Source organism: Streptomyces sp. NPDC018029 (assembly GCF_044327655.1).
Classification (GTDB): domain Bacteria; phylum Actinomycetota; class Actinomycetes; order Streptomycetales; family Streptomycetaceae; genus Streptomyces.
Window position 1 is genome coordinate 230,323 of sequence record NZ_JBIRFV010000012.1, and the last position, 11,441, is coordinate 241,763.

Genomic DNA, 11,441 nt, shown 5'->3' on the forward strand with positions numbered 1-11,441 from the left:
CTTGGTGTCTCTTGCCCGATCTTTCTCGGTCCATGAATTCACAGGTGCGGCGGTCATGCCTCCCAGACCGCGGCGGCCGTCCGGTCGTCGGCGTACCCCTTGACCCTGACCTGGATGTCGGCCAGGAAGGCGGCGAGGCCCGGCGGGCCCGTCTTCTCCCATCTGCGGGTGAGGTGCGCGGCCAGCTCGGGCTCGCCGCGCAGGGGCTCGGCGAGGCCGCCGCTGCACAGGACGAGCGTGTCACCCGGGCGGGCGACCGAGGCACGGAAACGGAAGGGGTCGCGGGGCGGCTCGGGGGCGGGTTCGTAGGGACTGGGGGGCGTGGTGATGCCCAGGTCCATGGTGAGCCGGTCCGCGTCCGGGGACGGCGGGGGCGGGGGCGGCGAGCCGAAGCCGACCACGGGGTCGCCGGTGGCGTCGGCGACGCGGGGCTCGATGTCCTGCCACTCGCCGTCGCGCAGCCGGAACAGGCCGCCTCCGCCGACGCCGAAGAAGACGCGCGTACGACACCGCGGATCGGCCGGAAGGAGGAGGCAGCGCAGGGATGCCGCGTACTCCTCCGGCGCCAGGCCGAGGTCGGCGGCGTGCGCGCGGAGCCTGCCGAGGCTGCGGTCGGTGAGGCGGTGCAGGCCCGACTTGAGGTCGCCGCGCCGGGCGGCCCCGATGTCCTCGGCGAGCCGCCGGTGGCTGCGGCCCACGGCGCGGCCGATCCACGCGCAGGCCTCGGCGGCGGCGCGGTGCGCTCCCGGGGTCGCGCGGGCGCCGGTGGCCATGGCGACGAGCACGAGGGCGTCATCGCCGGTGCCGAAGCGGGCGGTGAGCAGGGCGTCGCGGCGCGGCTCGCCCCGGTATCTGGCGGAGTCCCCGCGCACGGAGGCGGCGCGCAGGGTGCTGCCGCCGTACCGCGCGCCTTCGAGCACGGTGTCGGGGACGAGATCGGCGAGGTCGTCGGGATCGGCGGCGGGCAGGACGGTGGGCTCGGCCTCATAGGTGGGCGGCCCGTCCCCCACGTGACCGATGCCGCCCGTGTCGCCGGGTGGTCCGCCGGGGCCGTCCGCATCCGCAAAGATCCCGCTCGCCCGGGTGGGCGAGGCGGGCTCGGGGATGCGCGGGGCGGGCCGCGGGGCGCGTGGGGCGGGGAGGTCCGTCTTCAGGGTGTCCGCCGCCGAGGCGAACCTGTCGTCCAGGGTGTCCGGCGCGGGCGCGGGACCCGTGTCCGGCGCGGCGTCGTCGTACAGCTGTCCCCACCAGTCGTCGTCGCGGCCGGTGGGTGTGTCCCCCTGCTGGCTCATGCCCTTATTTTCCACCGCGGAGGCCGTACGAAAACGGTGCATCCGGAAATTCCGGCCATTCCGGGGACGGTGGGGACCGCCGGGCGGGCCCACCCCCCACAGGAGGACCGCCCGGCGGGGCCGGTGTGGCCGGCGCGCGTCATCGGCGCGGGCCACGGTCTGTGTGACGGAGGTGTCGTGACCGCCCGTCAGCCGACTGCTGAGCCGGACCTGTTGTCCCGGAGAACGAACAGGACGGATTCGCTTTTGTGAGCGAACCGGGCTCCTGACCCGCGTTCCCAGCCGCGCTGAGTTCAATCGTCCTCGTCGCCCACCGCCCCGTTCCGGAGTCGCGGGTGGTGCGGGGATGATGTCCCGCATGCTGGCAGCGATCGGTCTGGACGAGACGCACGAGTCGGCGTACCGGGCGCTGGTGTCAGTGGGCGCCGCCGACGTCGCGGACCTGGCGCGCAGGCTCGGCCTCGGCGAGCCGGAGACCGAGCGGACGCTGCGCCGCCTGGAGCGGCACGGCCTGGCCGCGCAGGCGTCCGGCAGGGCGGGCCGCTGGGTGGCGGCGCCGCCCGGTGTCGCGCTCGGCGCGCTCCTCACCCAGCGGCGGCACGAGCTGGAGCGGGCCGAGCTCGCGGCGACGCTGCTCGCCGAGGAGTACCGGGCGCAGGCCGCCGAACCGGCCGTCCACGACCTGGTCGAGGTGGTCACCGGGGCGGCCGCCGTCTCGCAGCGCTTCCTCCAGCTGCAGCTGGGCGCGAGCGACGAGGTGTGCGCGCTGGTGACCGGCAGCCCCGTCGCCGTCACCGGCATGGAGAACAGCGCCGAGGAGCAGGCCGCGGGGCGCGGTGTGCGCTACCGCGTGGTGATCGAGCGCACCGTGCTCGACCTGCCGACGGGCCTGGTCGAGCTGTCGACGGCGATCGGCCGCGACGAGCGGGTGCGGGTGGTGGACCGCGTCCCGACCAAGCTGGTGATCGCCGACGGCTCGCTCGCGATGGTCCCGCTGACCTCGCGCACGGCGGAGCCCGCCGCCCTCGTCGTGCACGCCAGCGGTCTGCTCGAATCGCTGACGGGCCTCTTCGAGGCGGTGTGGCGACAGGCACTGCCGCTGCGCATCGGCGAGGACGGCAGCACGCTCACCGAGGACGCCCCCGAGGGCCCGGACGGCACCGACCTGGAGATCCTGTCGCTGCTCCTCGCCGGCCTGACGGACGCGAGCGTCGCCAAACAGCTCGATCTGGGGCTGCGCACGGTGCAGCGCCGGGTGAAGCGCCTGATGGAGCTTGCGGGCGTGACGACACGGCTGCAGTTGGGCTGGCACGCGTACGAGCGCGACTGGGTGGCGCGGCGCCCGCGGCCGCACCGGAACCGGGCCCCGGGCGCCCGGGGGCAAACCTGACCTGCGGTTTCGCCGGATCTCGGGCACTCTGGGCAGATGGGAGCGTGGGAACTCCTGCTGGTCGGTGTGGTGATGCTGCTCGGCCTGTGCGGAGTGCTGGTGCCCGGCGTACCGGGGTCGTGGCTGGTGTGGGCCGCGGTCCTGTGGTGGACGCTGCAGGACCCGAACGGCCTCGCCTGGGGCATCCTCGTCGGCGCGACGGCCGTGCTGCTCGCGTCGCAGGCCGTGCGCTGGCAGCTGCCGCCCCGGCGGCTGCGCGAGAGCGGTGCCACGCGCCGGATGGGGGTCTTCGCCGGGGCCGGCGCGCTCATCGGATTCTGCGTGCTGCCGGTGATCGGGGCGATCCCCGGCTTCGTCGGCGGGATCTACACCGGGGAGCGGCTGCGGCTCGGCGGGCACGGCGAGGCGGTGGCGGCGACGCGGGCGGCCATGCGGGGCGGCGGTGGCAGCGTGCTGACCGAGCTGTTCGCGTGCCTGCTGATCCTGGGCGCATGGCTGGGCGCGCTCATCTGGGGCTGAGCCGCCCTCATCCCGACCGGTGCCGGTCCTCTTCGACCAGGTCGATGTCGATCTGGTCCCTGATGAGCTTGTGGGTGCCGCCGCCGGGATCGTGCGGTGCCGGATCCTCCTGGAGCACCGCGGTGGGCTTCCGGTGTACGGGGACGGTGGGGAAGGCCGCGCCGGTCGTCCCGGCCAGCACGGCCGCGGCAGCCGCGGCGATCACGGCTCGGCGGACATGGCTGCGCATGACGGGCACCTCCATCGGTCGGGGTGACGACGCGCAGTCTCCCTCCCCGGGATGAGAGGGCCTCTTAGAAACCGGCGGGGGCCGCCAAGGCCAGGTGGCGCAGGGCGTAGGAGCGCCACGGGCGCCAGGAGTCGGAGGGCGGTTCCGGTGCGCCGGGCAGGGCCACGTCGGGGTCGCCGAGCGCCCGCATCCGGATGACCGCGGCCGTCCGCGCATCCAGGCCGGGCAGGGCGCGGAGCGCCGCCTCGGCGTCGTCGCGGTCCGCGCCCGCGTCCAGGCGCAGGGAGCCGTCGGCGAGCGCCGCGGCCAGCACGCCGAGGGGGCCCGGCTCGGCGGCCAGCTCGGCGGGTGCCGGGAAGACGTGGGTGAGCCGCCCGCACGCCGCGTCGAGGACCTTGCCGTGCCGCGCCACGAGCCGCTCGGCGCCCTCCCGGCCCACCAGCGCGCGCACCGCGAACTCGTCGGGGTCGGCGGCGCCCGGCGACCGCAGCCCCGGCCGGGCCTCGACGAGCGGGGCGAGCCGGGGATCGGCGGCGAGCCGGGCGTCCACGGCGTACGGGTCGGCGTCCAGGTCGAAGAGGCGGCGCAGGCGTTGGACGGCGGTGGTGAGGTCGCGCAGGTCGGTCAGGTGGAGGCGGGCGTCGAGCCAGCCGCCGCGGTGCAGGGCCTCGGTGCCCGACCCGCCGCCGGTGGCCGCCGCGGCCCCGTCGCGCGCCTCCTCGACGGCCACGATGCCCGTGCCGTACGGCAGCCGGAGCGTGCGCCGGTAGGTGCGGGTGCCGCGCTCGCCGGTGACCTCCTCGATCCCGGTGACCGCTTCGGCGGCGAGCAGGTCGAAGACGGCGTCGGCGCGGTAGGGGCCCCGGTGGGCGAGGCGCAGCGGGATGCCGGCGGCGGGTGTGGCCCGGGCCGCGCCCCGCCGCGGGGCGGCGGCGCGCAGGGCGGTCGGTGTCAGCGCGTACACCGCCTTGATGGTGTCGTTGAACTGCCGGACGCTGGCGAACCCGGCGGCGAACGCGATCTCCGTGATCGGCAGGTCGGTGGTCTGCAACAGCACGCGGGCGGTGTGCGCGCGCTGCGCCCGCGCCAGGGCGACGGGTCCCGCGCCCAGCTCGGCGGTGAGCTGGCGCTGCACCTGCCGGGCGCTGTAGCCGAGGCGCACGGCGAGCCCCGGGACGCCCTCGCGGTCGACGACGCCGTCGCCGATCATGCGCATGGCGCGGCCCACCACGTCGGCGCGTACGTTCCAGTCGGCGGAGCCGGGCACGGCGTCCGGCCGGCAGCGGCGGCAGGCACGGAAACCGGAGGTCTGGGCGGCGGCCGCGGTGGTGTAGTAGCGGACGTTCTGCCGCTTGGGGGTGACGGCGGGGCAGCTCGGCCGGCAGTAGATGCCGGTCGTCGCGACGGCGAAGAAGAACTCCCCGTCGAACCGGGCGTCCCGGCTGCGCACGGCCTCGTACCTGGTCTCTTCATCGATCACAGGTCCATTGTGGAGCGGCGGGAGGCCGCGGGCTGGCGGATTTCGGACACGACACCGGCCCTGGGGGGGCGCAGCCCCTTCAGGGGCGCGGGGAACTGCGCGAGCAACCACGACGCTCCCGCAGCAGCCCACGCACCCCTTGAGGCCCACGCACCCCCACCGCTCCTGCTCAGCGCAAGCGACCTCGCTTGATATCCACGGCCGCACGCCCCTCCGCCCCCCGCAGCCGCCACTGGCGGCGCATCTCCGCGCGGGCCCGCGCGTCCGTCTTGGCGACGATGCGCTGGTTCTCACGGATCAGCTTGCGGTAGCTGTCGAGGCGGCGTTCGGGCAGGGTGCCGTCCTCGACGGCGGCGAGCACCGCGCAGCCGGGCTCCGCGGCGTGGGCGCAGTCGTGGAACCGGCAGTCGGCCGCCAGTTCCTCGATCTCGGAGAAGACCTGTCCGACGCCACTCTCGGCGTCCCACAGGCCGACCCCGCGCAGTCCCGGCGTGTCGATGAGGACTCCGCCGCCGGGCAGCAGGATGAGGTTGCGGGTCGTCGTGGTGTGGCGGCCCTTGCCGTCGACGTCACGGATCGCCTGGACCTCCATGATGTCGGCGCCGGCGAGCGCGTTGGCCAGCGTCGACTTCCCGGCGCCGGACTGGCCGAGCAGCACCGACGTACCGCCGGAGACGACGGCGGACAGGATGTCGACGCCCTCTCCCGTCGTGGAGCTGACCGGCAGCACCTGCACGCCGGGCGCCGAGGTCTCCACGTCCTCGACGAGGTGGCCGAGCGTGGCGGCGTCCGGCACGAGGTCGGCCTTGGTGAGCACGACCACGGGCTGCCCGCCCGACTCCCAGCCGAGGGCGAGGAAGCGCTCGATCCGCGCGAGGTCGAGCTCAGCGGTGAGCGGCACCGCGATGATCGAGTGGTCGACGTTGGCCGCGAGGACCTGTCCCTCGGACCGCTTGGACGAGGTGGACCGTACGAAGGACGTGCGCCGCGGCAGATACGCCTGTACGTAGCGAGGGTCGGCGCCGTCCGGATCCACGGCGACCCAGTCGCCGGTGCACACGACCTTCAGCGGGTCGCGCGGGGTGACGAACTCGGTGTCGGCCCGCACGGTTCCTTCGGCGGTGACGACGTCGCACTGTCCGCGGTCGACCCGGAGAACGCGCCCGGCCACGAGGCCTCGCGCCGCGTACGGCGCGAACTCGGTTTCCCAGTAGGAGTCCCAGCCATAGGCGCTGAGGAGGAGGGATGAAGAGGTTGAAGAGGAAGACAAGGGGTGACCCTTCACAGGGTGGCCCCGGCACACGCGCTGTCGGCGCGGAGAGATTCAGGTCAGCCGGAGGCCACGGAGGTGGACTTGATGAACTTCCGGATGCGGGCAGCGCCCATCGCAACGACAGCCATCGGTCTACACCTCCACTTCCTGCTCGGCCCGGCGAACCGGGCGCCCCAGCCGGACAGCCGACCGGCCACCTGGCAACACGCAGAGCCTAGCCCCGCCCCCTCCCGGACCACCACTGGTTTTTCCGCGCCCCGGATTCCGTGGCGTTGTGCCCGGTGAACGCCCACAGCGCGAGGCCCAGGAAGCTGAGCGTGGCGCCCAGCGCGCAGACGGCGCCCCAGCCGGCCGCCGCGTAGAGGGAGGTGGCGGCGAGGGCGCCGGTGGCGCTGCCGATCGAGTAGAAGACCATGTAGCCGCCGATCAGCCGGCTTCCCGCCTCCGGGTGCAGCGCGTAGATCAGGGTCTGGTTGGTGACGTGGACCGCCTGCACGGCGAGGTCGAGGAGGATCACCCCGGCTGCCAGGGCCCAGAGCGAGGTGCGGGTGAAGGCCAACGGCAGCCAGGAGACGGTGAGCAGCGCCAGGGCGATGCCGGTGGTGCGCCGGGAGAGCCCGCGGTCGTTCAGGCGGCCCGCCACGCCCGCGGCCAGGGCGCCGACGACACCGATCAGTCCGAACGCCCCGATCGCGCTGTGGGACAGGGAGTACGGCGCTTCGCTGAGCGGCAGCGCGACGCTGCTCCACAGGGTGCTGAACGCGGCGAAGACCAGCAGGCCGAAGAGGGCCCGCAGGCGCAGGAGTCGTTCCTGCGCGAACAAGGTGACCGTGGAGCGCAGGAGTTGGCCGTAGCGCAGGGTCGTCGGCGGAGCGGCGCCGTGGTGCGGCAGCACGCGGTACAGGACCAGGGCGAGCAGGGCGGTGAGCGACGCCGAGGCGGCGTAGACGGAACGCCAGCCCGCGAGATCGGCCATGAGGCCGGAGGCGGTGCGGGCGAGCAGGATGCCGATGACGACGCCGCTGGTGACGAGGCCGACCACGCGGCCGCGCCCGGCGGCGGGTGCCAGTGACGCCGCGAAGGCCACCAGGGTCTGTGTGACGACCGCGAGGAGCCCGGTCGCGGCCACGCCCACGAGCAGTGTCGCCGCCGTGGGGGCGGTGGCGACCACGGCCAACGCGGATACGAGGAGCAGCAGTTGGGCGACGACGAGCCGCCTGCGGTCGACCATGTCGCCCAGCGGCACGAGGAAGAAGAGTCCGAGGCCGTAGCCGACGTGCGTGAGCGTGACCACGCTACCGACGAGCGCCGGGCTCATGGCGAGGTCGTGGCCCATGGTGACCAGGAGCGGCTGGGAGAAGTAGACGTTGGCCACCGCGGCACCGCAGGCGACGGCGAACAGGGCGACGACGCCGCGGGACAGGACGTACGCGGAGCCCTCGCCGCCTTCCCTCTCGGCCTCGGTCCGTCGTGGCACGGCCGCACAGTTGCCGGACATGGGCACTCCCCTCCCTAGGCGGTTGCATCTTGCTACCAGTGGCGACGGCGTCGACGGTAACCGTCTTGGTAGCATGTTGCAACCAAGATGGGAGCGCCGGGTGCGGGAGTGCCGGACGCGAGAGACACGAGTGCACGAGAGTGAGGGACGCCATGGTGAGCAGGACCCGCTTCGACGACAGCGAGTGCCCCGTCGCCCGGTCGGTGGACGCGATCGGCGACTGGTGGTCCCTGCTGATCGTGCGGGACGCCTTCGACGGAAGCCGGCGCTTCGGGGAGTTCCAGCGGAGCCTCGGCGTGGCGAAGAACATCCTCACCGCGCGCCTGCGCGCGCTGGTCGCCGGCGGCATCCTCGAGTCCGCCCCGGCCTCGGACGGCAGCGCCTACCGCGAGTACGTACTGACCGCGAAGGGCGAGGCGCTCTTCCCCGTCATCGTGGCCCTGCGGCAGTGGGGCGAGGAGAACTTCTTCGCCCCCGGCGAACCGCACTCGGAGCTGGTGGACCGCCGACAGGGGCAGCCTCTGCGCGCACTCGACGTGCTGGCCGCGGACGGGCGACGGCTGCGCCCGGACGACACCGTCGTCCACAAGGTCACTCCCGACGAGAGGAGTTGAGGCCCGGCCGTCAGTCGCGGTCCTCCCCCGGCCGGTGCGCCACGAACACCAGCTCCCGGCCCGGCCGGTCCGGCGCGTCGCGGACGGCGTCCAACACGTAACCTCCAGCGGCCAGTTCCGCCTCGACCTCCGCGCGGTCGCGGAAGCGCAGCGTCGAGTCCGACGTCAGCACCTCGCCGTCCGCGGTGAAGACGTAGGTCCAACGGAACGACACCAGCGGGCCGTTGACCTCCGTCACCTCCACCCAGCTCTCGACCGCCCCCACGCCGGGGACCTCCGTGACGCCGTGCGTGGCCTCGCGGTTCCAGTCCTCCCACGCGCGGCGGGCCGGGTCCCGGGTCTCGAAGACCAGGTGCCCGCCCGGGCGCAGCGCCTCACGAGCACCTCGCAGGGTCTCGCGCCACGCGTCCGGATCGGTGATCTGCTGGGCGACGTTCGCCGTCATGGTCGCGAGATCGACGCGCAGCGGCGGCAGCGCGGTCGCGTCGCCGTGGAGCCAGCGCACCCGATCGCCGCCCGGCTTGGCGCGGGCCACGTCGAGGGAGGCCTCCGCGGGGTCGACGCCGACGACGTCGACCCCGCGCGCGGCCAGGAGCAGCGCGAACACGCCGGTGCCGCAGCCGATGTCGAGGACCCGGCGCGCCCCGAACTCCTCCGCCATGCGGAGATACGGGTCGAGGTCGCCGCGGTCGGGGTCGAGCGCGTCGTAGAGCGCCGCGAGGCGGGGGTGCCCGAATTCGGCGGCTACGGTGCCGTCGACCTCGTCGGCCATGTGATGCCCCCTTAGTTCGTGACCGGTTCGGCGTGAGTGGCGTGTGCTGCGCGTGCGGCGCGCCACTCGGGTGCCAGTACCGACCAGATCTCGGTGTCCTGCCGCACGCCCCGATAGGGGTCGTTCTCTCGCTGGAGTCCCTCGCGGCTCATGCCGAGCCGTTTGGCCACATTGACACTCGGGGTGTTCTCGGGGGCTACCAGCCACTCCACGCGGTGGATGCCGCGGGTCTCGATCGCCCAGTCGATGACGACGCGCACCGCGCGGGTGACGAGGCCGCGTCCGGCGGCGTCCGGTTCCAGCCAGCAGCCGACTTCGCAGGTGCCCGCCGCCGCATCGAAGGCCCGGAGGAGGACACCGCCGACGAGTCGACCGTCGAGCCGGATGCCGTACAGCCGGCCGGTGTCGTCGGCGGCCTTGTCGGCGTACGCCTGGAGCCAGGAGCGGGCGGAGTCCAGGTCGGCCGTGATGTCGGGGAGTCCGACGTAGCGGCCGATGAAGTCGCGGCCACGGTCCATGTGGGCGAGGAACTCCTCGGCCTGCCAGGGCTCCAGCGGCCGCAGTTCGGCCCCGTCGCCTCCATCGCCTCCGTCACCCAGGGGTATCGCGAACATCCTCTTCCTCCACAGTGGCCGCTCGGTCGCTCCGGATCTTCGCACGACTGTGCGCGCACTCGGCCGGAATTTATCCGTCGGCAGTGACCGACGGCGGTCGGCGGCGGCCAACTGCGGCCAACCGCAGTCGTGAGACGGAGAAATGACCGCGGCGCGCCGTCCCGGAGCCATAGACGCAGCCAGGTTGAGCGGAGGGGGTTGTTCCGGACAGATGTGGCGCCCCGGCGATGTGGCCGGTCTTGTCGTGGACGAATTAGTTGCCTCAGCCATCCAATGGGGATGGATCAGGGACGAACCGCACTTGCGAGGTGCTTCCATGGCCGAGACGACGAAGCCGATCGAATCCATCACCTTCCCCCAGGACCGCACGTGTCCGTACCACCCGCCCACCGCCTACGCACCGCTGCGCGAGGACCCGCCGTTCTCCCGCGTCAGTCTGTTCGACGGCCGTTCCGTCTGGCTGGTCACCGGCCGGGCGGCGGCGCGTGAGCTGCTCGTCGACCCGCGGCTGTCCGCGGACCGCGAGAACGAGGCCTTCCCCATCCCGACCGAACGCTTCGCCCGGCTCCGCGACCGCCGCGTCGCCCTGCTCGGCGTCGACGACCCGGAGCACAACACGCAGCGCCGCATGCTGATCCCCAGCTTCTCCGTCAAACGGATCGCGGCCCTGCGCCCGCAGATCCAGGCGACGGTCGACCTGCTCCTCGACGACATGGTCGAACAGGGCCCGCCCGCCGAGCTGGTGAGCGCGTTCGCGCTGCCCGTCCCCTCGATGGTCATCTGCGCCCTGCTGGGAGTGCCCTACGCCGACCACGAGTTCTTCGAGGAGCAGTCGCGGCGGCTGCTGCGCGGGCCCACCCCCGACGACACGCAGCAGGCGCGGGAAGAACTGGACGCGTACTTCTACGAGTTGATCGACCTCAAGCGCGCCACCCCGGGCGACGGGCTGCTCGACGAGCTCATCCAGCAGCAGCTCGCGTCGGGCGCGGTGGACCGGGACGAGCTGGTCAGGCTCGCCACGATCCTGTTGATCGCCGGGCACGAGACGACGGCGAACATGATCTCCCTCGGTACGTTCACGCTGCTCCAGCACCCCGAGCGGTTCGCGGAACTGCGGGCCGGGCTGCGCGCCGACCCACCGCTGATGCCGGCCGCCGTCGAGGAGCTGCTGCGCTTCCTGTCCATCGCGGACGGGCTGCTGCGGGTGGCGAAGGAGGACATCGAGACCTCCGCGGGCACCATCCGCGAGCACGACGGCGTCATCTTCGCCACGTCCCTCATCAACCGTGACGGCACGGTGTACGAGGATCCGGAGGGCCTGGACTGGCACCGCGCCGACCGGCACCACCTCGCCTTCGGCTTCGGCATCCACCAGTGCCTGGGCCAGAACCTCGCACGGGCCGAGATGGAGATCGCGCTGGGGACCCTCTTCGAACGCCTGCCGGGGCTGCGCCTCGCGGCGCCTCCGGAGGACATCCCCTTCAAGCCGGGTGACACGATCCAGGGGATGCTCGAACTCCCCGTCACCTGGTAGGGGGCGGCCACCGTGGAGCTGGAGCGCGTGACGATTCACGTCGACAAGGACCGGTGCGTGGGCGCGGGCATGTGTGCGCTCACCGCGCCGAGCGTCTTCACCCAGGACGACGACGGCCTCAGTGAGGTGCTGCCCGGCCGCCAGGACGGTGGCGGGGACCCGCTGGTGCGGGAGGCCGCGCGGGTGTGCCCGGTGCAGGCGATCAGCGTCGAGCCGGGCTGATACA

General features: G+C 73.5%; 12 protein-coding genes. 5 read left to right on the forward strand and 7 right to left on the reverse strand.

All coding sequences use genetic code 11. From position 1 onward, the window contains the following. Window positions 1–53: 53 nt before the first annotated feature. On the reverse strand, window positions 54–1,292 hold the full coding sequence (locus ACH4D5_RS32630) for a protein phosphatase 2C domain-containing protein (protein ID WP_398309579.1): 1,239 nt from the start codon (window positions 1,290–1,292) through the stop codon (window positions 54–56). Between the two features lie 358 nt (window positions 1,293–1,650). Between ACH4D5_RS32630 and ACH4D5_RS32635 the strand changes: the two genes are divergently transcribed. After that, window positions 1,651–2,682 (forward strand): helix-turn-helix domain-containing protein, encoded by a 1,032-nt coding sequence (locus ACH4D5_RS32635; RefSeq protein ID WP_398309582.1) that lies wholly within the window; start codon window positions 1,651–1,653, stop codon window positions 2,680–2,682. 36 nt (window positions 2,683–2,718) lie between these two features. Continuing rightward, a complete protein-coding gene (locus tag ACH4D5_RS32640) occupies window positions 2,719–3,201 on the forward strand; it encodes a DUF456 domain-containing protein (RefSeq protein ID WP_398309585.1) in 483 nt (160 codons plus the stop codon). 7 nt (window positions 3,202–3,208) lie between these two features. Here ACH4D5_RS32640 and ACH4D5_RS32645 read toward each other — a convergent pair whose 3' ends face one another. The 4 genes from ACH4D5_RS32645 to ACH4D5_RS32660 all read right to left on the reverse strand — a co-directional run bounded on the left by ACH4D5_RS32645 (window position 3,209) and on the right by ACH4D5_RS32660 (window position 7,681). After that, a complete protein-coding gene (locus tag ACH4D5_RS32645) occupies window positions 3,209–3,430 on the reverse strand; it encodes a hypothetical protein (protein WP_398309588.1) in 222 nt (73 codons plus the stop codon). Between the two features lie 64 nt (window positions 3,431–3,494). Next, window positions 3,495–4,907 carry a DNA-3-methyladenine glycosylase 2 family protein gene (locus ACH4D5_RS32650; RefSeq protein ID WP_398309718.1) on the reverse strand — a complete coding sequence of 471 codons (1,413 nt, stop codon included), beginning with the start codon at window positions 4,905–4,907 and terminating at the stop codon, window positions 3,495–3,497. Window positions 4,908–5,079: 172 nt separating this feature from the next. After that, complete coding sequence (gene rsgA / locus ACH4D5_RS32655) at window positions 5,080–6,180, reverse strand: ribosome small subunit-dependent GTPase A (RefSeq protein ID WP_398309591.1); 1,101 nt, start codon at window positions 6,178–6,180, stop codon at window positions 5,080–5,082. Window positions 6,181–6,397: 217 nt separating this feature from the next. After that, window positions 6,398–7,681 carry an MFS transporter gene (locus ACH4D5_RS32660; protein WP_398309594.1) on the reverse strand — a complete coding sequence of 428 codons (1,284 nt, stop codon included), beginning with the start codon at window positions 7,679–7,681 and terminating at the stop codon, window positions 6,398–6,400. A 152-nt stretch (window positions 7,682–7,833) separates the two neighbouring features. On the opposite strand from ACH4D5_RS32660, the gene ACH4D5_RS32665 reads away from it, so the two are divergent. Continuing rightward, complete coding sequence (locus ACH4D5_RS32665) at window positions 7,834–8,295, forward strand: winged helix-turn-helix transcriptional regulator (RefSeq protein ID WP_398309597.1); 462 nt, start codon at window positions 7,834–7,836, stop codon at window positions 8,293–8,295. Window positions 8,296–8,305: 10 nt separating this feature from the next. Here the strand turns inward: ACH4D5_RS32665 and ACH4D5_RS32670 are convergent, their stop codons facing one another. Continuing rightward, the gene (locus ACH4D5_RS32670) at window positions 8,306–9,067 is read right to left on the reverse strand and encodes a class I SAM-dependent methyltransferase (protein WP_398309600.1); all 762 of its coding nucleotides are present in this window, start codon (window positions 9,065–9,067) and stop codon (window positions 8,306–8,308) included. 11 nt (window positions 9,068–9,078) lie between these two features. Next, window positions 9,079–9,681, reverse strand: a complete 603-nt coding sequence (locus ACH4D5_RS32675; RefSeq protein ID WP_398309603.1) for a GNAT family N-acetyltransferase — start codon at window positions 9,679–9,681, stop codon at window positions 9,079–9,081. 316 nt (window positions 9,682–9,997) lie between these two features. On the opposite strand from ACH4D5_RS32675, the gene ACH4D5_RS32680 reads away from it, so the two are divergent. After that, window positions 9,998–11,215, forward strand: coding sequence for a cytochrome P450 (locus tag ACH4D5_RS32680; RefSeq protein ID WP_398309606.1), 1,218 nt, complete (start codon window positions 9,998–10,000; stop codon window positions 11,213–11,215). 27 nt (window positions 11,216–11,242) lie between these two features. Continuing rightward, complete coding sequence (locus tag ACH4D5_RS32685) at window positions 11,243–11,437, forward strand: ferredoxin (RefSeq protein WP_398309608.1); 195 nt, start codon at window positions 11,243–11,245, stop codon at window positions 11,435–11,437. Window positions 11,438–11,441 lie beyond the last annotated feature (4 nt).

Excerpts from the sequence above, each read along its gene's own strand:
- ACH4D5_RS32675 (WP_398309603.1), bottom strand. The coding sequence starts at position 9,681 with ATGTTCGCGATACCCCTGGGTGACGGAGGCGATGGAGGCGACGGGGCC.
- ACH4D5_RS32635 (WP_398309582.1), top strand. The coding sequence starts at position 1,651 with ATGCTGGCAGCGATCGGTCTGGACGAGACGCACGAGTCGGCGTACCGG.
- ACH4D5_RS32640 (WP_398309585.1), top strand. The coding sequence starts at position 2,719 with ATGGGAGCGTGGGAACTCCTGCTGGTCGGTGTGGTGATGCTGCTCGGC.
- ACH4D5_RS32645 (WP_398309588.1), bottom strand. The coding sequence starts at position 3,430 with ATGCGCAGCCATGTCCGCCGAGCCGTGATCGCCGCGGCTGCCGCGGCC.
- ACH4D5_RS32665 (WP_398309597.1), top strand. The coding sequence starts at position 7,834 with ATGGTGAGCAGGACCCGCTTCGACGACAGCGAGTGCCCCGTCGCCCGG.
- ACH4D5_RS32670 (WP_398309600.1), bottom strand. The coding sequence starts at position 9,067 with ATGGCCGACGAGGTCGACGGCACCGTAGCCGCCGAATTCGGGCACCCC.
- ACH4D5_RS32630 (WP_398309579.1), bottom strand. The coding sequence starts at position 1,292 with ATGAGCCAGCAGGGGGACACACCCACCGGCCGCGACGACGACTGGTGG.
- ACH4D5_RS32680 (WP_398309606.1), top strand. The coding sequence starts at position 9,998 with ATGGCCGAGACGACGAAGCCGATCGAATCCATCACCTTCCCCCAGGAC.
- ACH4D5_RS32660 (WP_398309594.1), bottom strand. The coding sequence starts at position 7,681 with ATGTCCGGCAACTGTGCGGCCGTGCCACGACGGACCGAGGCCGAGAGG.